Raw genomic sequence first — 21,280 nt, 5'->3', positions numbered from 1 at the left:
ACACCCTGCACCAATACTACGGCGCCAGCCACATCCTTCGCGGCCTGTCCTTCGAGGCCAAGGTCGGCGAAGTCACCTGCCTGCTCGGGCGCAACGGCGTTGGCAAGACCACCCTGCTGCGCTGCCTGATGGGCCTGGTCCCGACCCGCGAAGGCAGCGTCGAATGGGAAGGCAAGCCGATCACCACGCTCAAACCGCAACAGCGGGTCCAGGCCGGCATCGCCTATGTCCCCCAGGGCCGCGAGATCTTCCCGCGCCTCACCGTCGAGGAAAACCTGCTGATGGGCCTGTCGCGCTTCCCTGCCCGCGAGGCGCGCGAAGTGCCAACGTTCATCTACGAACTGTTCCCGGTCCTGGAACAGATGAAGCAACGCCGCGGGGGCGACCTGTCCGGCGGCCAGCAGCAACAGCTGGCCATCGGCCGCGCCCTGGCCAGCCGCCCACGGCTGCTGATCCTCGACGAACCGACCGAAGGCATCCAACCCTCGGTGATCAAGGAAATCGGTGCGGTCATCCAGCGCCTGGCCGAACGTGGCGACATGGCCATCCTGCTGGTGGAGCAGTTCTACGACTTCGCCGAGGCACTGGCCGACCAATACCTGGTCATGGCCCGTGGCGAGATCGTCCAGCGCGGGCGCGGTGAAAACATGCAGGCCGAGGGTGTGCGGGGGCTGGTAACCATTTAATCTGCTGCCATCGACCTTGCGAGACGCTGCACATGAGCCACGAAATCCGTGACGCCCTGGCCACCGACCTACCGGGCATCCTTGAGATCTACAACGACGCAGTGCGCAACACGACGGCGATCTGGAACGAAACGCCGGTAGACCTGGCCAACCGTCAGGCCTGGTTCGAGGCGCGGGCACTGCAGGGTTATCCGATCCTGGTGGCGGAGGATGAAACGGGGGTGCTGGGTTATGCCTCGTTTGGCGACTGGCGGCCGTTCGAGGGGTTTCGCAATACCGTGGAGCACTCGGTGTATATCCGTGGCGACCAGCGTGGCAAAGGCCTGGGGCCGGCGCTGATGGCGGTGCTGATCGAGCGGGCACGGGGGTGTGGCAAACATGTGATGGTGGCGGCGATCGAAAGCGGCAATGAGGCGTCGGTGCGCCTGCATGAGCGATTGGGCTTTGTGGTGACCGGGCAGATGCCGCAGGTGGGGGTGAAGTTCGGGCGCTGGCTGGATTTGACCTTCATGCAGCTGGTGTTGAATCCTGGAGCCAAGCCAGCTTGATACCTGTGTCGACCTCTTCGCGGGACAAGCCCGCTCCCACAGGTGCACCCCAGTTCTCAAAACCTGAGGTGTACCTGTGGGAGCGGGCTTGTCCCGCGAAGAGGCCGGCACAGGCAAACACATTCACATCTGGATAAACCGCCCCAACCGCTGTCTCAGCATGCTGTTCTCACTGCGCAATTGCTGCACTTCCTGCAACAGCTCCAGCGCCAGCGCCACCCCTTCCCATTCCAGCTCAAGCTCCTGGTGCAGCTTCACCGCGCGCTTGGCCAGCAGCGGCGCCTGATCGTCGAACAACCACTCCTCCGGCGTTCGCCCCGAAGGTTCAACGATGCCGTGCTCGACGATCTCGACCACGAAGTCGGCCGTGATATCGGCCTCCTGGCAAAGGGTGCGCATGTCCAGTTGAACGATCAGGGTGCTGCTCATGATCACTTACTCCATTGTTTCCTCGGATCGAACGCAGCCTTCTCGGAGAGCTGGGTCCACAGTTCGCGGGCAGAAGCATCGTTTGTCGGCGGCATGACCACCTTGAGCTGGGCGTAGAGGTTGCCGCGCTCGCCCTGCTTGTTCGCCAGGCCCATGCCCGGCACGCGCAGGCGCTGGCCGCTCTGGCTGTCGGGGCGGATGGTCAGGTTGATCTTGCCGGTCAGGGTCGGCACCGCCACCTTGGTGCCCAACGCCGCCTCCCACGGTGCCAGCGGCACGGTGATGATCAGGTCATGACCTTCGACATCGAACAGCGGGTGGGGTGCCAGGCGCACGGTCAGGAACAGGTCGCCATTGGCCCCGCCGCCCAGACCCGGCGCACCCTGGCCCTTGAGGCGGATGCGCTCGCCATCGGTTACCCCGGCTGGAATCTTCACGTTCAGGGTCTTGGTGGTGAACCCGGTGCGCTGGCCGGCGGCGTTGGTCTGCGGCACCTGGAAGCTGATCTGCTTGGATTCCTTGCTCAGGGTTTCTTCAAGGAAGATCGCCAGTTCCAGTTCCACGTCCTGCCCTCGCCTGCCGGCGCTGCGTTGTTGCCGGGCGCCGCCGAACGGGCTGCCGCCGCGGGCGCCGAAGATCGAGCTGAAGAAGTCGGAGAAGTCGCCGCCTTCGAAGCCGCCGCCACCGCCACGGCTTTCCCAGCCCGGCGGGGCCTGGAAGGGCCGCCCGTGCTGACCGCCGTATTTGCGGATCTCGTCGAACTCGGCGCGCTTCTGGGCATCGCCGAGCACCTCGTAGGCCTCGTTGGCCTCCTTGAATTTCTCCTCGGCGTCCCGCTCCTTGCTGACATCCGGGTGATACTTACGCGCCAGCTTGCGGTACGCGGCCTTGATCGCCTTGTCGTCCGCCGTGGGCTCTACGCCGAGTATCTTGTAATAGTCTTTGAAGTCCATCTGTGGATCACCAATGTGAAATTGCGTGTTGCAACTGAAGATAGGGGTCAAGCATAGCCTTTCAAGGTGCGCTTGGCGTTGCTGCAAGGCAGACGACCGGTCTTGATTCTCTGGCCAACTGGCATAAACTGCGCGGCCGTTTTGCCTCCGGAAGCCTGTTTCCCCATGTCTGACGTATCCCCGGCCCGCGCCCTTGGCATCGACTTCGGCACCTCCAACTCCACGGTCGGCTGGCACCGCCCTGGCAGCGAGTCGCTGATCGCCCTGGAAGACGGCAAGATCACCTTGCCCTCGGTGGTCTTCTTCAATATCGAAGAGCGCCGCCCGGTGTATGGCCGCCTGGCGCTGCACGAATACCTGGAAGGCTACGAAGGCCGCCTGATGCGCTCGCTCAAGAGCCTGCTGGGGTCGAAGCTGATCAAGCACGACACCAGCGTGCTGGGCAGCGCCCTGCCGTTCAAAGACCTGCTGGGCATGTTCATCGGCGAGCTGAAAAAGCGCGCCGAGGCCGATGCCGGCCGCGAATTCGATCAGGTGGTGCTGGGTCGCCCGGTATTCTTCGTCGACGAAGACCCGGCCGCCGACCAGGAGGCCGAGGACACCCTGGCCGACGTGGCGCGCAAGATCGGCTTCAAGGACGTGTCGTTCCAGTACGAACCCATTGCCGCAGCGTTCGACTACGAGTCGGGCATCAGCCGTGAAGAGCTGGTGCTCATCGTCGATATCGGCGGTGGTACCTCGGACTTTACCCTGATCCGCCTGTCGCCCGAGCGCCACCAGGTGGCCGAGCGCCAGAGCGACATCCTCGCCACCGGCGGCGTGCACATCGGCGGTACCGACTTCGACAAGCAGCTGAGCCTGCAAGGGGTGATGCCGCTGTTCGGCTATGGCAGCCGGATGAAGAGCGGTGCGCTGATGCCTACCAGCTATCACCTCAACCTGGCCACCTGGCACACCATCAACGCCCTGTACTCGCAGAAGTCGCAGCTGGCTTTGGGCAGCATGCGCTATGACATCGAGGACACCCTCGGCATCGATCGCCTGTTCAAGCTGATCGAGCAGCGCGCCGGGCACTGGCTGGCGATGGAAGTGGAGGCCAGCAAGATCGAGCTGACCGACCAGCAGAGCCGCCGCATCGACCTGGGCCGTGTCGAGCGCGAGCTGGGCGTGGACCTGACCCGTGCGGTGTTCGAAGGGGCCATCGAGGGGCTGCTGGAGCGCGTGCGCGGCAGCGTGACCGAGCTGCTGGCCAAGGCCGGCGTGAGCGAAGGGCAGGTGGATACGGTGTTCTTCACCGGGGGGTCCAGCGGTATTCCGGCGCTGCGCAACAGCGTGGCGGCGATGCTGCCCAATGCGCGGCATGTGGAAGGCAACATCTTTGGCAGCATTGGTAGCGGGTTGGCGATCGAGGCGCGCAAGCGTTACGGGGTAATCTGACAGCCTGAGCTGACCTCTTCGCGGGACAAGCCCGCTCCCACAGGATTACTACCCGCTCGGAGGTAGTGGTGAATCTGTGGGAGCGGGCTTGTCCCGCGAAGAGGCCGGTACGGACACCCTTGAACTCAAACCAGCTCCGCCCGCTTCAGCTCACTCTTCAGGTAGGCGTAATAGATCGGCCCCGCCACCACTCCCGGTAGCCCGAACGCCGCCTCGAATACCAGCATCGCCAGCAACAGCTCCCACGCCTTGGCACTGATCTGCCCACCGACGATCCGCGCGTTGAGGAAATACTCGACCTTGTGGATGACGATCAGATACCCCAGCGCCGCCGCCGCCACCCAGATCGACAGCGACAGGCCGACGATGGTGATCAGGGTGTTGGACATCAGGTTGCCGATCACCGGCAACAGCCCCAGCAGGAAGGTCAGCACGATCAGCGTCTTGGTCAGCGGCAGGTGCACCCCGAACATGGGCATCACCACGGCCAGGAAGATACCGGTGAAGGCGGTATTGAGCAGCGAGATCTTGATCTGCGCGAACACGATGTTGCGAAACGCCTGCACCAGCAGGCTCAGCCGTTCGAACAGCGCGGCCGCCAGCGGCTTGCGCCGGGAAATGTCAGGGATGCGCTGCAGGGCGATGATGGCGCCCAGGATCATGCCGATCAGCAGGGTCACGAACATGTGCGCCATGCCCTTGCCGACCAGTTGCAGATCGCTCAGGTGGCTCTTGATCCAGTCACCGATGGCCACCTTGAACTCGGCGGCGCTGGCCGGCAGGTACGCCTCGATGAACGGCGGCAACTGGCCACGGGCACGCTCCACCAGGCCCATGAACTTGTCCAGCGAGGCGCCGGGGTTTTCCGCCTCGTGCAGCAGGAAACTGAACGCGCCGGCGATCAGTAGCGTCAGGGTACTGACCACCAATGTGCCGAGCAGCGCCACCGCCAGCCAGCGCGCGCGCTGGCCGGCAATCAGCGGTTGTAGCCGTGGCGTGAGCATGTTGACCAGTTCGAACACCAGCAGGCCGGCCAGCAGGCTAGGCAGCAACTTCAGGGGCAGGGCCAGGAGCAACCCGGCCATCACGATGATCAGACTGGCGAGGGTGATCTGGCGGGGGGTGAAGGTCATACAGCCTCGACGGCAGACAGCGGAAAGACCCGCAGTCTGCCAGCCTTGAAGCCAGAGGCATAGGCGCAGGTCATTTCTTCTTCAGGCAGTCGCTCATGAAGGCTTTGCGCTCGTCGCCCTTCAGGGCCTTGGTGGTGGCGTCAGCGTTGCAGGTCTTCATCTTTTCCTGCTGGGCAGTCGGAACGTCCTTCTTCAGGCAGTTGCTCATGAACGCCTTGCGCTCATCGCCCTTGAGCGCCTTGGCGGAGGCGTCGGCATTGCACGAGGTCATCTTTTCCTGTTGTGCGGTGGCGGCGAATCCTTGCGCACTGAACAACACAGCCAACACCAGCAACGGCATTTGCAGCATCTTCATGGAGCGATCTCCTTTTCTCCGCGCCCGATGCACGGTGGTGCAGATCAGTGTAGACAAGAATTTTTACACGCCCGCCCGTGCCTGGCGGCGGTACTGTTCCGGCGTGCACTGGGCCTGGCGCTGGAACATGGCGATGAAGGCCGAGGCGCTGCTGTAGCCCAGGTCGAAGGCGATCGCCTGAATCGGTTGGCCGGCCTCCAGGGCTTCGATGGCGCGCAAGAAACGCAGGCGCAGGCGCCATTCACCAAAGCTGATGCCCAGCTCCCGCAGGAACTGGCGCGCCAGGGTGCGCTCGCTGACATGCACCTGCGCTGCCCACTCTGCCAGCGGGCGGTTGTCACCGGGTTCACCGCCGAGGGCGTCGAGCACCTGGCGCAAACCGTCGCTGCGGGCAAACGGCAGGTAGCAGGTCTGGGTCGGCGCCAGCAGCAGTTGGTCGAGCAGTACCTGGACCAGGCGCTGGTCGCGTTCATCCTGTGCCACCTTGAGATCGCGCCGGGCAAAGTCGCCGAGGATGGCCTTGAGGATCTCGCTGATCACCAGGCTGCAAGGCTGTTGCGGCAAGTCGGCGCACAGGCTGCGGTCCAGATAGACCGAGCGGTAGACGATGGCCTGGGGGTTGTAGCAGCCATGCTCGGTCCCCGGCGGCACCCAGACCGCATAGTGCGGAGGTGAAAGAAAGCGCTGGCCATCGACGTCCAGGTGCATGACGCCGTGGGCGGTGTAGTTGAGCTGGCCCCAGGCGTGACGATGCGGGGCGCTGTGGGTATCGGCGCCGAATTCGTCGTGACGGAAGTACACCGACGCCGGGAGCTGGTCGAACTGGGGGATGTCGAGGTATTTGCGGGCCATGGTGTCTGCTTGCAGGGGCAGGTTGTCTGGATAGGAGTATAGGCTTGCGAACGGACAGCGGATAATAGGCGCCTATCGGGGACCGCTGGGCGGCCCTTTCGCAACACCTCAGAGAATCACAGCTGTATGAATTACCTGTTCCCCCTCACCGCCATCCTGATCTGGGCCGGCAACACCGTAGTCACCAAGCTGTCCGCCGGTGCCATCCACCCCGCCGAAATCGGCTTCTACCGCTGGCTGCTGGCCGGCCTGCTGTTCACCCCGTTCCTGCTGCCCAAGGTGTGGCGCAACCGCGCGGCGATTCGCCCGCACCTGGGCAAGGTCTTCGTCCTCGGCGTGCTGGGCATGGCCATCTACCAGAGCCTGGCGTATTTCGCCGCAAGCATTACCAGCGCCACCAACATGGGCATCATCCTGTCGCTGATGCCGTTGATGTCGCTGGCGCTGTCCATCGCCTGGCTGGGCCAGCGCCTGAGCTATGGCGCCTTGCTGGGTGCCCTGGTGTCGTTCTATGGCGTGCTCGAAGTGGTATCCGCCGGCCACCCTGCCGCCCTGCTCGAACAGGGTCTGAACAGCGGCGACCTGCTGATGCTGGTGGCCACCTTCGCCTATGCCCTGTACAGCTTCCTGCTGAAGAAATGGCAGCTACGCCTGCCGCCCTTGCAGTTGCTGTACCTGCAGGTGCTGGTGGCAATCATCGTGTTGCTGCCGCTGTTCCTGGTTTCGGACAAGACCGGGCTGAATGCCCACAACGTCGGCCTGGTGCTGTATGCCTGCGTGCTGGCCTCGATGGTCGCACCGCTGGTGTGGATGCAGGCCGTACACCGCCTTGGCCCCAGCCGCACCACGCTGTTCTTCAACTTGCTGCCGGTGGTGACCGCGCTGATCGCCGCCGGCGTACTCGACGAACAACTGGCCAGCTACCACCTGATCGGCGGCCTGCTGACCCTGGCCGGCGTGGTCCTCGCCGAACGCTGGACCACCCCCGTGCGCCGTGCGGCTACAGCCCCGCAGCCTTGAGCCGAGCAGCATGCTCGGTAAACAGGCGCACCGGCGCGGCGCCCTTGCCCACGGCGCCGAGCGACTGGTTGACGATGTCCAGGTGGTCGAGCGGGTAGTCATCACCGATCACCTGCCCCAGGTGTGAACTGAAGCGCCCGACCATGCCGTCGCAGTGGCCCTTCTCCTTGACGAAGCTGCGCGCAAACAGGCGGCAGAAGCGGTTGCTGCCATCGAAACGGTTGCGCCCCTGGTCGGTGAGCCCTGGCTGCAGGGTGCCCGACCAGGAGTAATAGCGCACGCCATTCACCTCGCCCGGCCCTTCACCGCCCCAGGTGTCGGGCAAGCCTTGTGGACAAGCCTGGTTGAACAGCGCCACCCCGGCGCTGGTCAGGGATTGGTGCGAGGCGTGCACGTCGATCGGCAGCGGGTCGCGGCGCCAGCCGGTTTCCAGCCATGCCAGCAGCACTGCCAGTCCATGCAACGCAGCTTTTAGCAGTCGCCCCCGGGCTGAGTCGCCCGGCGCTGTGCGCTCCAGATGATCGGCCAGTTCAGAGCCGTGGTTAGGCCCGGCCACCGAGGTGACCGAGGCTATCCGATCAGGCCTTTTGGTAGCGGCGTAGCGGGCATCCAGGGCGCCCTGGCTATGGCCGATCAGATTGACCTTGTCGGTGCCGGTGCGCTGACAGATGTCCTCGATGATCGCCAGCAACTGCTCGCCGCGTACCTCGCTGGAATGCAGCGGCGAAACCTGTACCGGGAACACCTGCGCCCCGCCCTTGCGCAAGGCGGGGACGATGCCGAACCAGTAGGGGTAGAGCAGCACCCTGACGAAACCGAACATGCCCGGCACCAGCACCAGCGGGTATCGCGTGGCCAATTCCTGTCCCATTGCTCCAGCCCCTGTCCGTGGAGGATCGGCCCACACTACAGCGGCCGCGATGACCATCGCAATCGAACTCCTGGCGCGCGCTGCGGTTCCAAACCAGAACAGACCCTGTGCAAGGAGCGGGACCATGTACAAGCAGACCCTGGCAATCCTTCTGGCAAGCGCCACCCTGGCCGCCTGCGGCAGCCACCCGGAGAACCCGGTGGACTACGCCACCTACCGCGATGAACCGCTGGTCAAGCAGGTGGAAAATGGCATGACCATGCAGAAAGTCATTGCCATCGGCGGCAGCCCATCCAACGTGATCGACTTGCCGCACGGGGGCACCTGCAACGACTACATCCTCAACCGCGACGGCCACCAGCAGCCTTACTACGTGCGTTTCGACGCCACCGGCCATGTCGATGCCAAGGGCTTCAAGACTTGCAAGCAACGAGAAGAGGACAGCGACGCCGTAAGAGGCGCGTGAGCCTGCCCACACCTTGACCCACCGTCCTGATCTGATTGGAGACAACCATGAGCAACGTTGAACTGACCGATGTGCAAACCCTGCGCAAGCGTGCGCGCGAGCATGTGGAACAAGGCGCGGTGACCGAGGGTTATCAGGCCGATCGCGAAAAGATCCTGCGCCTGCTCAACGAGTCGCTGGCCACCGAGCTGGTCTGCGTGCTGCGCTACAAGCGCCATTACTTCATGGCCAGCGGGATCAAGGCGAGCGTCGCGGCTGAAGAGTTTCTCGAGCATGCCACCCAGGAAGCCGAACACGCCGACAAGCTGGCCGAACGCATCGTGCAGCTGGGGGGTGAGCCGGACTTCAATCCGGACAACCTGACCAAGAATTCCCATGCTCAGTATGTGGCGGGCAGTTCGCTGAAAGAGATGGTGCTGGAAGACCTGGTGGCCGAACGCATCGCGATCGACAGCTACCGGGAGATCATTCAGTTCATCGGGGATACCGACCCGACTACGCGGCGGATCTTCGAGGACATCCTGGCGCAGGAAGAAGAGCACGCGGACGATATGTCCGATCTGCTCCAGGGGTTGTAATCGCGAGGGGCTGCGTTGCAGCCCATTCGCGGCACAAGGCCGCTCCCACAGGGTCATCGCACAGTCCAGGCTTAGCGGTGCCCTTGTGGGAGCGGCCTTGTGCCGCGAATGGGCCGCAAAGCGGCCCCCTTGCACTATTTCTTGCCCTTCACCGCAGCTGGCGCCTTGCCCGCCTTCATCTGTTGCAGCAAAGGCGTGCACTGGTTGGGTTCATCGCCACTGCTCGGCGCCACCAGCGCCAACAACCCCGCCGCCGGCCCCGCGAGCACCCCCAGCGCCACCATCCCCGCACCGCGCAAGGCCAGCGGCACCGCCTGTACACCCGCACCGGGCTTGGCGAACGGCCCGCGCACATACAGCGGCGAACGCAGCGAGAACAGCCGCACGCCCTTGGACTCAGGGGTGATCTTCAGGTCCAGCTGTTCGCTGGCGAAATTGGCCGTGCCATTGATGTAGATGATCGCGTTCTCGGTATCGAAGATGAACAGGCGCGTGGTCGCCAGCCCATCCTTGATCCCGACATCCGCTGCCGCGCAATTGATCTTCACGTCCTCGTCGCCAAACAGCTTGCCGATCACATAGTTGCCGACGTTGAGCCCGGCGATCTCCATCAGGCTGCGGCTGATCGCCCCATCGTTGATCAGCATGCGCAGATCGCCATTGGCCGTACCCAGCAACGCCGCCACCGAATTGCCCCGACCGCTGATGTCGGCATCGCCGTTAAGCTCGCCGAAGCTGGTTTGCATGGGCGCGAAGCTTGGGAACAGCTGCTTGAGCTTCATGTCGCGCGCGGTCAGCTGGGCGCGGCCCTGCAGGGGCACGCTGCGCCCGTCCAGGCGAATGTTCGAGGCCAGGTTGCCGCCTGCCACACCAAAACGCAGTGGCTCCAGGCGCAGCAGGCCGTCATCGAGGATCACATGGGCCGACAAGTCATTGAACGGCAGCTGTTCGCTGTGGACGATGCGTTTGCCGGCGAAGGTGACATCGGCATCCATGGCGCGCCAGCGTTCGGTGCGGAACTCCTCGACCGGTAGCACCTTGCCCACGGGCTGTTTGCTGGCGCCGCCACGGGCCTTCTGTTCAGCGTTCGAATCGGCACCGATCAGCGGTGCCAGGTCCTTGAACAGCAGTTGGTTGGAGACCAGCTTGCCCGTCAGCTTGGGCCGTGGCTGGCTGGCGACGAAGGCCAGGTCGCCATGGATATCACTGTTGCCGATCTTGCCGTTGAAACCCTGGTAATTGAAGGTCGCCCCCTCGGCAGCATGCAGGTTGGCCGTGAGGTGGCCATCGGTGTTGTAGGGCGGGGTATCTGGCAGGGTTACGCCCGTCAGCGGGTACAGGTTGCCCAGGCTGGCACCGGCCAGGCGCAGGCGCAGGTCCAGGGCACCCAGGTTGCGCGGGTCGGTCAGGGTGCCGGCCACTACCACGTGGGTGTCACCGATGCGCACATCGCCCTGCAGCGGGAACGGCTGGCTGGCATCCTGCAGCGCCAGCAGGCCGCCGATCTTGCCCGTCCCGGACACGGGCTGGCCCTTGTAGCGGCCTTGGGCCTTGAGCCCAAAGGCGTAGTCCTGGGCGCCAGCGGCTTTTTCCGCACGGGCCTTGCCGACGATATCGCTGAACGGGATCGGCTTGCCCAGGGGGTCGATCTGGACCTTCATGCTGGTTTTCAGGGTCTGGTCGTCGAAGCTGACATTACCTTGGTCGAAACCGATGGCGCCGATGTCCAGCTGCCAATTGGAGGGTTCGGCATGCGCGTCCTTGGGCCCGAAGTCGAACGTCCAGTTGGCCCGGCCATCGGCCAGGCGGGTAAGGCTGGCTGTGGGTTTGACCAGATCGATGCGGGGGATGACGATCTGCTGGAACAGCAATGGCACCATCGCCAGGCGGAACTCGACGCGCTCCAGGCTGGCCATTCGCGGTTCCTTGAGCCAGTCGGGGTTGCCCAAGGTCAGGTCTTCGGCAATGAAGTGCGGCAAGGGCACCCAGCCGCGCCAGCCACCCTCTTCGGGTTCGATGCGCCAGTGCACGGCAAGGTTGCCGTTGATGGCGAACGGCCGCTGCAGGGCCTCTGAGACCTTCTCGTTGAGCAGCGGCTTGACGCGGTTCCAGTCGAAGGTGGCAATCACCACCACCAGTATCGCCAACAGGGTCAGCAGGGTGGTGAGGGTCCAGACGATGATTCTGGCAGGACGCGTCATTGCGTAGTTCTCCTGACGACATGGCACGAAACGGGCGCAGTGATGGCACTCAATATCTCGGACTGATGAAAACCCGTGGGGTTTTATCGGTGGCGTGCATGATAGCGAAGTTTTTCCCTGCTTCTTGCTCATCTATTGGTCTGGGAAAGGCTGGCGAAGTGCTCGGCATAGCTACCGGCCAATAGCCATCAAGCGCGTCGAAACGAGCGTAGTAGAGCGCTTGAGAATCTCTATCAATGCGGTCGATTGTTACCATTACCCGTATGAACTTCTCTCTGGCGCTCCCCGGCGTAGCATTGGCTTCGTACCCACTTTCCAGCCCCGCCGAGGAGCACCGCCATCATGAAACGCCACCTGCTGACCCTGACCCTGTCCATCCTGGCTGCCAACGCCTATGCCGTCCCAGCCGCCGACCAGCACCTGACCGCCGAATCGCGTTCCAGCGCCGCTGAAGTTGCCCAACCGCTGAAAACCGTTGCCGAAGGTGGCTCGGATCGCCTGATCGAACGTAGTGGCCGTGTAGCTGAAGGTGGCTCGGACCGCCTGATCGAACGTAGCGGCCGTGTTGCTGAAGGTGGCTCGGACCGCCTGATCGAACGCGCTGGCCGCGTCGCCGAAGGTGGCTCGGATCGCCTGATCGAACGTAGTGGCCGCGTCGCCGAAGGTGGCTCGGATCGTCTGGTTGAAATCAGCCGTGTGAGCTGATCACCATGGCCGAAAACAACAACCTGCATCACAGTGCCTGCTCCCCTCCCAGCCCGGTCCATTGACCGGGCTTCGTTTTTTTATCTAGAGTGCCCAGCCTCACCGTCTCAGAATTCCTGCCATGCTGCCGCGCGCCGAACAAAAGCAACAGACCCGCCAGGCCCTGCTGGATGCTGCCTGCCAGCTCATGGAGAGTGGTCGCGGCTTCGGCAGCATCAGCCTGCGAGAAGTCGCCAGGGCGGCAGGTATCGTCCCCACTGGCTTCTACCGGCACTTCACCGACATGGACGCGCTGGGCCTTGCCCTGGTCGCCGAAGTCGATACCACCTTTCGCCAGACCATCCGCCTGGTGCGCCAGAACGAATTCGAACTCGGCGGCATTACCGACGCCTCGGTGCGGATCTTTCTCGACGTGGTAGCGGCCCACCGTGCGCAGTTCCTGTTCCTCGCCCGCGAGCAGTACGGTGGCTCGCAAGCGGTCCGCCAAGCCATTGCCCGCCTGCGCCAGGACATCAGTGACGACCTCTCCACCGACCTTGCGCGCATGAAGCGCTGGCGGCATCTGGACAGCGCCGCTTTGGCGGTGATGGCCGACCTGGTGGTCAAGACCGTGTTCGCTACCCTGCCCGAGTTGATCGACAGCCCTGAGCAAGGTTATCCACAGGCGTTGACGGCGCAGGAGAAGATCACCCAGCAGTTGCGCTTCATCTTCGTCGGCGCGCGGCATTGGCAAGGGCTGGGCAACCCTGGTTGATCTGCTGGCCGTACTGGCCTCTTCGCGGGACAAGCCCGCTCCCACAAGTAGCTCTCAGCCCTTAACTGCACATTGAGTTTGTGGGAGCGGGCTTGTCCCGCGAAGAGGCCGGCACAGACAACCGACAATCGCACTTCTGCTACCATGGCGCCCTGCCCGACAGCGACGAGCGCCCACATGCCCAACCCCCGCCCCACCCTGCCCGAACTGGCCCGCTTCAACCAGCACTTCGCCGAACGTATCGTGCCGCTGTGGCAAGGCCCGGGCTGGAACGCCGACCTGGCCCTGCCCTATGAAGCGCTGGACGCCCAGCATCGCCCGCTGCCGGTCCAGCGCTACCGGGCCATGGCCTGTGCGCGTCAGCTGTACCTGTTCAGCAGCCGTATCGAGCAACCGGGCGCCGCCGAGCGCGCCGCGGCGCTGTTCCGCTCGCTGCAGCGGCATTTCCATGACGCCGAGAACGGTGGCTGGTTCTACAGCATCGACGCCGACGGCAAGCCGCTGGATCGACGCAAGGACCTCTACACCCACGCCTTCATCGTCTTCGCCTGCGCACATTACTGGGGCAAGGTGCGCGAGAGCCTGGTGGAGTCGGCGCTGAATGCTGCACTGGAGATCGTCGCCGAGCAGTTCGCCCGCGACGATGGCCTGTACGAGGCGAGCCTGGGCGAGGACTGGTCCGACCTGAGCAGCGGGCCACTGCAAAATCCACAGATGCATTTGGCCGAAGCCTTCCTGCAAGTACTCGCCGTGCGTGAAGACGAAGACGTGCAACAGGACCTTCTGCAACTGTGTGAAGCGCTGCAGGCGCACTTCGTCGAACCGCAGCATGGGTTGATGCTGGAAAAGCCACGCGGTGCTGTGGATAACTGGTTCGAGCCGGGCCATCAGTTCGAATGGTTCTACCTGCTGGAAACTTCGCCGCTGCTACGGGGTACGCCGCTGCATGCATCCATAGACCGCGCATTCGGCTATGCCGAGCGATGCGGGGTACAGAATGCGGCGGTGCTGGCGATGCTCGATGTGGATGGCAAGGTGATCGATGCTACCCAGCGGATCTGGGCGCAGGCTGAGTATCTGCGGGCGCTGGTGTTGCGGGCGGGGAGTGAAGCGAAGCTGGCTGAGCAGTTGCAGGCGATGGAGCAGCGGTTCCTGCATGAAGGCGGCTGGTATGAGTGCCGGGATGGTGCAGGTACTGTCAGCCGGCACGATATGCCTTCGACGACGCCCTATCACCTGGCGACCTGCCTGGAAGGGTTGCAGCGCCTGAGCTGACGCATTCGCGGGACAAGCCCGCTCCCACAGGCTCTCTCCTGCCTTAGGTTCAGCAGAGTACCTGTGGGAGCGGGCTTGTCCCGCGAATGGGCCGCAAAGCGGCCCCAGTTTCTGTAATCACCCCTTGACCGAACGGTCGATCGAGAACCCCGCCCAGTCCTGGCTCACCGGCATCAGCTCAAGGCTGTTGATGTTGATGTGCGCCGGCTGGTTGAGGATCCAGAAGATGGTCTCGGCGATATCCTGCGGCTGGATCGGCTCGGCACCGGCATAGGTGGCGTCGTACTTGGCCTGGTCCCCGCCGAAACGCACCAGCGAGAACTCGCTCTCGCACAGCCCCGGCTCGATGTTGCTCACCCGCACACCGGTACCACGCAGGTCACAGCGCAGGCTCAGCGAGAACTGACCGACGAAGGCCTTGGTGCCGCCATACACGTTGCTGCCCGGGTACGGGTAGTTGCCCGCCACGGAACCGACGTTGAGGATCGACGCCCCACGGCCGTGGGCGATCAGACGTGGCAACAGCAGTCGAGTCGTGTACATCAGGCCCTTGATGTTGGTGTCGACCATGGTCTCCCAGTCATCCAGGCTGCAGTTCTGCGCTGCATCCACGCCCAGTGCCAGGCCAGCGTTGTTGACCAGGCCGCGCAGCTTGTCGAAGCCGGCCGGCAGGGTGGCGATCGCCTGCTCCATGGCCTTGCGGTCGCGCACGTCGAGCACCAGGCCATGCACTTCGGTCTTGGCCGACAGCTCGGCGCACAGCGCGTCCAGGCGTTCCTTGCGGCGCCCGGTGAGCACCAGCTTCCAGCCAGCGTCGGCAAAACGGCGGGCGGTGGCTTCGCCAAAACCGGAAGTCGCGCCAGTGATGAATACGGTGGACGTCATGCTCTGTTCCTCGCGGTGGATAGTCATCGGCAGGCCTTGCAGCATGCCTTCGCTTGGGCCTGGCAGCAAGGTATCAAAGTAGCTGGTCATTTTTTGTACATACTCGCAGAACCCTTGCTGCAGAGGGCCTCGCGCCAGCTATACGCATGTTATCCACAAGCCTTTCCCCATGGATTGGGGGCAACTTGTCCGCCTAGCGGAACCCTTTCAGCGGAATGCGGTCGGCGCAGGTTTTACAGCTGATGGCTCAAGGCTTTCAATCTTGCCGCTTGCAGCGGACTGTCCAAGGGTTTCGCACAGACTTATCCACAGGAATGCGGGCACTCGACCAGATGTTTGGCCTGTGCAAAAAAAGCTCGAAAAATCATCCACAAAGGAAAGCTGATCAAAATATGATCAGAGGCTTGCAGGCCTTGAATTCAAAGGGGTTTAGCGAGGTGCCACCATGTTTTCCACAGGCGGTTCCACATTATCCGTGGAAAAAATACAGCCTGTGGAAACAAGGGCTTGCGAGGGCTTTGTGGTGTGGTTCGAGAAAGATATGCGACAAGTTGTCCACATCCGTTTGGGTGGAAAACCTGGGGGCTGCTTTGCAGCCCCAAACAACACTCAGTGCCCGCCTAGGTAAGCGCTACGCACTTCTTCGTTCACCAGCAACTCCTGCCCCGTGCCGGTCATGCGGATCTGCCCGTTGACCATCACATACGCCCGGTCGGACAGCTTCAATGCATGGTTGGCGTTCTGCTCCACCAGGAAGATGGTCATCCCGGTCTTGGCCAGTTCACGCAGGGTGGCGAAGATCTGCTTGACCACGATCGGCGCCAACCCCAGCGAAGGCTCATCGAGCAGCAACAACTTGGGCCGGCTCATCAACGCCCGGGCAATGGCGAGCATTTGCTGCTCGCCACCGGACATGGTCATGGCCCGCTGGTTACGCCGCTCCTTCAGGCGAGGAAACAGCTCGAACATGCGCTGCATGTCCTCATTGGCAAATTTGTCGCCAATGGGGATGGTGCCCATCATCAGGTTTTCCTCGACGGTCATGTCGGGGAACACCCGGCGCCCTTCCGGTGATTGGGCGATGCCGTTGGAGGCGATGTAGTGCGACGACTTGCGGGTGATGTCGGTGCCGCGATAGACGATGTGCCCGGACGCCGCACGCGGCTGGCCGAAGATCGACATCAGCAGCGTCGACTTGCCGGCACCGTTGGCGCCGATCAGGCTCACCGTCTCGCCCTCGTTGATGTGCATCGAGACTTTCTTCAGCGCCTGGATCGGCCCGTAGAACACGTCCAGTTCCTTCAGTTCGAGAATGGGTGCACTCATACCAGTTCCTCTTCGTCGGCACCCAGGTAGGCGGCGATCACCGTCGGGTTGTGGCGGATATCCTGTGGCGCGCCTTCGGCGATCACGTTGCCGTGGTCGAGCACGACGATATGGTCGGAGATGCTCATGACCATGCCCATGTCGTGCTCGATCAGCACCACGGTGATGTCGTGCTCGTCACGCAGCACGCGAATCATGCGGCTCAGCGCTTCGGTCTCCTGCGGGTTGAGACCCGCGGCCGGCTCGTCGAGGCAGATGATCTTCGGCCGTGTGCACATGGCCCGGGCAATTTCCAGACGGCGCTGCTGCCCGTAGGACAACTCACCGGCCAGGCGGTTGGCGCAGTCGACCAGGTCGACCACCTCCAGCCAGTAGAACGCGTGGTCCAGGGCGTCGCTCTCCGCCTTGCGGTAGGCCTTGGTGTTGAGCACCCCGGCCAGCAGGTTGCGGTTGACCCACATGTGCTGGGCCACCAGCAGGTTCTCCACCACCGACATTTCCTTGAACAGGCGAATGTTCTGGAAGGTCCGGGCGAGGCCTGCCCGGTTCACCAGGTGGGTACCGCCGAACATCTTGTAGTACAGGCGATTGGCAAACTTCGCCGGCGACACGAAGTCGGTTGCCTGGAAGCGCTCGCCCAGCAGCTGGATGACGTTGGTGTGGCTGCCGCGCACGTTCAGCTCGATACGCCCGCCACTGGCCTTGTAGAAACCGGTGAGGCAGTTGAACACCGTGGTCTTGCCGGCACCGTTGGGGCCGATCAGGGCGAAGATCTGGTTGCGCTTGACCTTGAGGCTGACATCGCTGAGCGCCTTGATGCCACCGAACTGCATCATCAGGTTGTCGACCGAGAGAATGATTTCGTCGCTCATGGCGCCACTCCTTTACGCGGGGTCACACCGGTACGGCTGATGCGGATCAGCCCACGCGGTCGCCAGATCATCATCAGCACCATCAGCACGCCGAACAGCAGCACCCGGTATTCGGAGAAGCTGCGCAGCAGCTCCGGCGCCACGGTCAGCACGAATGCCGCGATCACCACGCCGACGGTCGAGCCCATGCCCCCGAGCACGACGATGGCCAGAATCAGCGCCGACTCGAAGAAGGTGAACGACGACGGGTTGACGAAGCCCTGGTAGGTGGCGAAGAACACCCCGGCAAGGCCGGCGGTGGAAGCGCCCAGGGTGAATGCCGAGAGCTTGACCAGCACGTGGTTCAGGCCCATCGAGCGGCAGGCGATCTCGTCCTCGCGCAGTGCTTCCCAGGCGCGGCCGACCGGCATGCGGGTCAGACGGTGCTTGATGTACAGCACCGCCAGCACCACCAGGAACAGCACCGCGTAGATGAACACGAATTTCAGGTTGGCGTTGTAGTCGATGCCGAGAAACTCATGGATTGGCGTCCCACCGTCCTTGGCCCGCCGACCGAACTCCAGGCCGAAGAAGGTCGGTGCCGGCGCCGGCATGCCGTTCGGGCCACCGGTGAACGACAGCCAGTTGTTCAGCACCAGGCGGATGATCTCGCCAAAGCCCAGGGTCACGATCGCCAGGTAGTCACCGTGCATGCGCAACACCGGGAAGCCGAGTATGCATCCCGCCAGGGCTGCCGCGATGGCCGCCAGCGGCAGCACGCTCCAGAAACCCAGGCCGAGGTACTGGTAACCCAGCGCCAGGCCATAGGCACCAATGGCGTAGAACGCCACGTAACCCAGGTCGAGCAGGCCCGCCAGGCCGACCACGATGTTCAGGCCGAGGCCCAGCAGCACGTAGATCAGGCCGAGGATGACCACGGTCAGCAGGTACTTGTTGGCGAAGATCGGGAAGACGATGGCGATCACGATCAGCGCCGGGATGATGTAGCGCAGGCGCGACTTGTAGTCAGGTGCGTTCACGTGCACGCCCGAGCCACCGCTGTCGACCCCCTGGAGCATGCGCCGCCCGGGGGCGCTCTGCAGGTACACGCTGAGCAGGAAACGCCCGACCATGACCCCGCCGACCAGCCAGGCGACACGGCGGGGTTCGGCATTGAAGGTGTAGCCGTCGAGCACTACGCCGACTACCGGGCCGAAGACGATGAGCGCCAGCAAGCCGGCGACGATGGTCTCCAGCAAGCTGCGTTTGAGATCGAAACCGTTGGTTTCGGAAACAGGGGCAGTTTTGGCAACGGACATATTCACACCTTAGCCACGAGCGGGCGACCCAACAGGCCTTGTGGGCGGAAGATAAGGATCATCACCAGCAGCGAGAAGCTGAATACGTCCTTGTAGTCGGAGTTGATCAGGCCGGAGAACAGCGACTCGGAGATGCCCAGGATGATGCCGCCAAGCATGGCGCCCGGTAGCGATCCGATGCCGCCGAGCACCGCGGCGGTGAATGCCTTGATGCCGATGATGAAGCCGGCGTAGAAGTCGAAGGTGCCGTAGTTCATGGTGATCAGCACGCCTGCCAGCGCGGCCATCACTGCACCGATGACGAAGACATAGGAGATCACCCGGTCGGTGTTGATGCCGAGGATCGACGCCATCTTGCGGTCTTGCTGGGTGGCGCGGCACATGCGGCCGAGCTTGGTGTACTTGATCACGTAGGTGAGCAGGCCCATGCCGACGAACGCGGCGACCAGGATGAAGATCTTGGTGTAGGTCAGTTGCACGAAGCCGCTGCCCACGTCGACGCGCAGGGCGCCTTCGAGCAGGGTCGGCACGCCTTGCTGGCGGGCGCCCTGGCTGATCTGCGCGTAGTTCTGCAGGATCAGCGAGATACCGATGGCGCTGATCAGCGGTGCCAGGCGGGTGGAGTTACGCAGGGGTTTGTAGGCGATACGCTCGATGGTGAAGCCATAGACACCCGTGACGACGACGGTGAACAACAAGGTCCCCAGCATCAGTAGCGGGAACGATTCGACGCCGAAATAGGCCAGCAATGCCAGACTGATTGCCGCGAGGTACGCGGAAATCATATACACCTCGCCGTGCGCGAAGTTGATCATGCCGATGATGCCATAGACCATTGTGTAGCCGATGGCGATCAGGCCATAGACCGACCCGAGGGTCAGGCCGTTGACCAGTTGCTGCAGGAAAATACCATCCATAACGCAATCTCACCTGATTGAGATTGCACGAGCGCCGACCACGGCGGGCTTGGGTGCAGCGGCCCTCGCAGCGCAGAACTGTGCAGATCTTCGGATAAAGACAGGTACCGCGGGGCACTGGCCCGGGCATGTGTGCCCGGGCCGTTGGCCGTTATTATTTTTGTTTTTCCAGCTGGTGGTACTTACCGTCCTTGTCCCACTGGTAGACCACGTAGTCGGAGACGGTCAGGTCGCCCTTGCTGTCCCACTTCTTCTCGCCCATCACGGTCTGCACCGGGTTGGCCTTGAGCCACTTGGCAGCGTCTTCGCCCTTGTTCGACTTGGCGCCGTTGAACGCGGCGGCAAGGGCCTGGACCGAGGCGTAGGCGTACAGGGTGTAGCCCTCAGGTTCGGTGCCGGCCTTGCGGAACTCTTCCACCACGGCCTTGCTGTCAGGCAGCAGGCGCGGGTCGGCGCCAAAGGTCATGTACACACCGTCGACGTACTGGGCGCCGCCTGCGGTGGCCACCAGTTCGTCGGTGACGATGCCATCATCGGACATGAACTTGACGTCTTTCAGGCCCTGCTCGCGCAGCTGGCGTACCAGTGGGCCGGCTTCCGGGTGCAGGCCACCGAAGTAGACCACGTCGGCACCGGCGGCTCGGATCTTGGTGACCACGGCGCTGAAGTCTTTCTCGCCACGGGTCAGGCCTTCATACAGCACAGGCTTGACGCCGCGCTTCTCAAGTTGCGCCTTGGTCGCGTCGGCCAGGCCCTGGCCATAGGTATCCTTGTCGTGCAGCACCGCGACTTTCTTGCCCTTGAGCACGTCGACGATGTAATTGCCGGCAACGATGCCCTGCTGGTCGTCACGGCCGCACATGCGGAACATGCCGCTCAGACCACGCTCGGTGACCTGCGGGTTGGTGGAGCCTGGGGTGATGGCAATCACGCCCGCCTCGTCATACACCTCGGAAGCGGGGATGGTGTTGGAGGAACAGAAGTGGCCGACCACGCCGATCACCTTGTCCTGGTCGACCAGACGGTTGGCCACGGACACGGCCTGCTTCGGTTCGCAGGCATCATCGCCCTTGACCAGGACGATCTTCTCGCCGTTTACGCCACCTGCGGCGTTGACCTTGTCGGCCGCCGCCTGGGCACCTTTCATGTACTGCTCGCCAAACGCTGCGTTAGCCCCGGTCATGGGGCCCGCGACGCCGATCTTGACGTCGGCCTGAACAAACGAAGAAACACCCAGCGCCGTAGCCACGGCAAGTGCCAGGAAACCTTTCTTGTAAAACGTCTGCGACATGAGGTGGTGCTCCTAGAGTTTTTTTTGGTTGGCACTACAACTTCTCAGCCCTGTGCTCCGAGCAAGGGCCGTGCCATTGGTTTTGTATTCCGGGAAAACACACTGGACAGGAGGCAAGCAGGCGACCGACGGCCTTTTCTTTATTGAGCGTGCAACCGTCTGCCACGCGGCAGGCGCCACCACTCGTACAGACAAGGAGCAACCTTGCTGTGCCATCATTGCAACCCTGACAAGTGTTTACGTGCAACCGTCCTGTAACAGCACACCGTCACCGAAGTGCACACCGCTGGTGCGCGACTGCTACAGGCGGCACTGTTCCAAGGCTAGCTGGTGCACGAAAAAACACCTGTTTTGCCTGTACTGGCCCCATCGCCGGCAAGCCGGCTCCAACAGGGTTACCCCAATGCCCAACTGTGGGAGCCGGCTTG

22 protein-coding genes are annotated in these 21,280 nt (G+C 63.2%); 9 read left to right on the top strand and 13 right to left on the bottom strand.

Annotated features, from left to right (window positions below):
* The first annotated feature begins 5 nt into the window (after window positions 1-5).
* Window positions 6-686, top strand: a complete 681-nt coding sequence (gene urtE / locus PMI38_RS01150; RefSeq protein WP_238540148.1) for an urea ABC transporter ATP-binding subunit UrtE — start codon at window positions 6-8, stop codon at window positions 684-686.
* 32 nt (window positions 687-718) lie between these two features.
* Complete coding sequence (locus tag PMI38_RS01145) at window positions 719-1,234, top strand: GNAT family N-acetyltransferase (RefSeq protein WP_008089594.1); 516 nt, start codon at window positions 719-721, stop codon at window positions 1,232-1,234.
* A gap of 123 nt (window positions 1,235-1,357) precedes the next feature.
* Here the strand turns inward: PMI38_RS01145 and PMI38_RS01140 are convergent, their stop codons facing one another.
* Together PMI38_RS01140 and cbpA are read right to left on the bottom strand one after the other, a co-directional pair.
* The gene (locus tag PMI38_RS01140) at window positions 1,358-1,663 is read right to left on the bottom strand and encodes a chaperone modulator CbpM (protein ID WP_008089593.1); all 306 of its coding nucleotides are present in this window, start codon (window positions 1,661-1,663) and stop codon (window positions 1,358-1,360) included.
* Window positions 1,664-1,665: 2 nt separating this feature from the next.
* Window positions 1,666-2,616 (bottom strand): curved DNA-binding protein, encoded by a 951-nt coding sequence (cbpA, locus tag PMI38_RS01135; RefSeq protein ID WP_008089592.1) that lies wholly within the window; start codon window positions 2,614-2,616, stop codon window positions 1,666-1,668.
* Window positions 2,617-2,781: 165 nt separating this feature from the next.
* On the opposite strand from cbpA, the gene PMI38_RS01130 reads away from it, so the two are divergent.
* Window positions 2,782-4,053 carry an Hsp70 family protein gene (locus PMI38_RS01130; RefSeq protein ID WP_008089591.1) on the top strand — a complete coding sequence of 424 codons (1,272 nt, stop codon included), beginning with the start codon at window positions 2,782-2,784 and terminating at the stop codon, window positions 4,051-4,053.
* Window positions 4,054-4,178: 125 nt separating this feature from the next.
* Here the strand turns inward: PMI38_RS01130 and PMI38_RS01125 are convergent, their stop codons facing one another.
* From PMI38_RS01125 to PMI38_RS01115, 3 genes are all read right to left on the bottom strand, one after another.
* Window positions 4,179-5,186, bottom strand: a complete 1,008-nt coding sequence (locus tag PMI38_RS01125; RefSeq protein WP_008089590.1) for an AI-2E family transporter — start codon at window positions 5,184-5,186, stop codon at window positions 4,179-4,181.
* A 70-nt stretch (window positions 5,187-5,256) separates the two neighbouring features.
* On the bottom strand, window positions 5,257-5,541 hold the full coding sequence (locus PMI38_RS01120; RefSeq protein WP_008089589.1) for a PsiF family protein: 285 nt from the start codon (window positions 5,539-5,541) through the stop codon (window positions 5,257-5,259).
* A 63-nt stretch (window positions 5,542-5,604) separates the two neighbouring features.
* Window positions 5,605-6,393 (bottom strand): AraC family transcriptional regulator, encoded by a 789-nt coding sequence (locus PMI38_RS01115; protein WP_008089588.1) that lies wholly within the window; start codon window positions 6,391-6,393, stop codon window positions 5,605-5,607.
* A 126-nt stretch (window positions 6,394-6,519) separates the two neighbouring features.
* On the opposite strand from PMI38_RS01115, the gene PMI38_RS01110 reads away from it, so the two are divergent.
* Complete coding sequence (locus PMI38_RS01110; protein ID WP_008089587.1) at window positions 6,520-7,413, top strand: DMT family transporter; 894 nt, start codon at window positions 6,520-6,522, stop codon at window positions 7,411-7,413.
* Here the strand turns inward: PMI38_RS01110 and PMI38_RS01105 are convergent.
* Window positions 7,394-8,284, bottom strand: a complete 891-nt coding sequence (locus PMI38_RS01105) for an esterase/lipase family protein (protein ID WP_043272737.1) — start codon at window positions 8,282-8,284, stop codon at window positions 7,394-7,396. The genes PMI38_RS01110 and PMI38_RS01105 overlap by 20 nt on opposite strands.
* Before the next feature lie 124 nt (window positions 8,285-8,408).
* Here PMI38_RS01105 and osmE point away from each other — a divergent pair, with 124 nt between their 5' ends.
* A complete protein-coding gene (osmE, locus tag PMI38_RS01100; RefSeq protein ID WP_008089585.1) occupies window positions 8,409-8,750 on the top strand; it encodes an osmotically-inducible lipoprotein OsmE in 342 nt (113 codons plus the stop codon).
* A gap of 47 nt (window positions 8,751-8,797) precedes the next feature.
* A complete protein-coding gene (locus PMI38_RS01095) occupies window positions 8,798-9,328 on the top strand; it encodes a ferritin-like domain-containing protein (protein ID WP_008089584.1) in 531 nt (176 codons plus the stop codon).
* A gap of 134 nt (window positions 9,329-9,462) precedes the next feature.
* Here the strand turns inward: PMI38_RS01095 and PMI38_RS01090 are convergent, their stop codons facing one another.
* Window positions 9,463-11,529 (bottom strand): AsmA family protein, encoded by a 2,067-nt coding sequence (locus PMI38_RS01090; RefSeq protein WP_008089583.1) that lies wholly within the window; start codon window positions 11,527-11,529, stop codon window positions 9,463-9,465.
* Window positions 11,530-11,871: 342 nt separating this feature from the next.
* On the opposite strand from PMI38_RS01090, the gene PMI38_RS01085 reads away from it, so the two are divergent.
* The 3 genes from PMI38_RS01085 to PMI38_RS01075 all read left to right on the top strand — a co-directional run bounded on the left by PMI38_RS01085 (window position 11,872) and on the right by PMI38_RS01075 (window position 14,263).
* Entirely contained in the window at window positions 11,872-12,234 is a 363-nt protein-coding gene (locus tag PMI38_RS01085; RefSeq protein WP_008089582.1) for a hypothetical protein, read from the top strand.
* A gap of 121 nt (window positions 12,235-12,355) precedes the next feature.
* Window positions 12,356-12,988: an HTH-type transcriptional repressor FabR gene (fabR, locus tag PMI38_RS01080; RefSeq protein WP_008089581.1), complete on the top strand. Its 633-nt coding sequence runs from the start codon at window positions 12,356-12,358 to the stop codon at window positions 12,986-12,988.
* Between the two features lie 177 nt (window positions 12,989-13,165).
* Complete coding sequence (locus PMI38_RS01075) at window positions 13,166-14,263, top strand: AGE family epimerase/isomerase (RefSeq protein ID WP_008089580.1); 1,098 nt, start codon at window positions 13,166-13,168, stop codon at window positions 14,261-14,263.
* 117 nt (window positions 14,264-14,380) lie between these two features.
* Here PMI38_RS01075 and PMI38_RS01070 read toward each other — a convergent pair whose 3' ends face one another.
* The 6 genes from PMI38_RS01070 to PMI38_RS01045 form a co-directional block, all read right to left on the bottom strand.
* Window positions 14,381-15,148: an SDR family oxidoreductase gene (locus tag PMI38_RS01070; RefSeq protein ID WP_043272739.1), complete on the bottom strand. Its 768-nt coding sequence runs from the start codon at window positions 15,146-15,148 to the stop codon at window positions 14,381-14,383.
* Between the two features lie 609 nt (window positions 15,149-15,757).
* Window positions 15,758-16,474 (bottom strand): ABC transporter ATP-binding protein, encoded by a 717-nt coding sequence (locus PMI38_RS01065; protein WP_008089578.1) that lies wholly within the window; start codon window positions 16,472-16,474, stop codon window positions 15,758-15,760.
* Window positions 16,471-17,346 carry an ATP-binding cassette domain-containing protein gene (locus PMI38_RS01060; RefSeq protein WP_008089577.1) on the bottom strand — a complete coding sequence of 292 codons (876 nt, stop codon included), beginning with the start codon at window positions 17,344-17,346 and terminating at the stop codon, window positions 16,471-16,473. Before PMI38_RS01060 ends, PMI38_RS01065 begins: the two co-directional genes overlap by 4 nt.
* Window positions 17,343-18,644 (bottom strand): high-affinity branched-chain amino acid ABC transporter permease LivM, encoded by a 1,302-nt coding sequence (livM, locus tag PMI38_RS01055; protein ID WP_008089576.1) that lies wholly within the window; start codon window positions 18,642-18,644, stop codon window positions 17,343-17,345. The genes PMI38_RS01060 and livM overlap by 4 nt, the downstream gene beginning before the upstream one ends.
* A 2-nt stretch (window positions 18,645-18,646) precedes the next feature.
* Window positions 18,647-19,561 (bottom strand): ABC transporter permease subunit, encoded by a 915-nt coding sequence (locus PMI38_RS01050; protein WP_008089575.1) that lies wholly within the window; start codon window positions 19,559-19,561, stop codon window positions 18,647-18,649.
* 154 nt (window positions 19,562-19,715) lie between these two features.
* Window positions 19,716-20,852 carry a branched-chain amino acid ABC transporter substrate-binding protein gene (locus tag PMI38_RS01045; RefSeq protein ID WP_008089574.1) on the bottom strand — a complete coding sequence of 379 codons (1,137 nt, stop codon included), beginning with the start codon at window positions 20,850-20,852 and terminating at the stop codon, window positions 19,716-19,718.
* Window positions 20,853-21,280 lie beyond the last annotated feature (428 nt).

The sequence above is a fragment of the Pseudomonas sp. GM84 genome (genome assembly GCF_000282535.1).
In the GTDB taxonomy this organism is placed as follows: Bacteria; Pseudomonadota; Gammaproteobacteria; order Pseudomonadales; family Pseudomonadaceae; genus Aquipseudomonas.
This window is presented reverse-complemented; position numbering and strand designations above follow the sequence as displayed.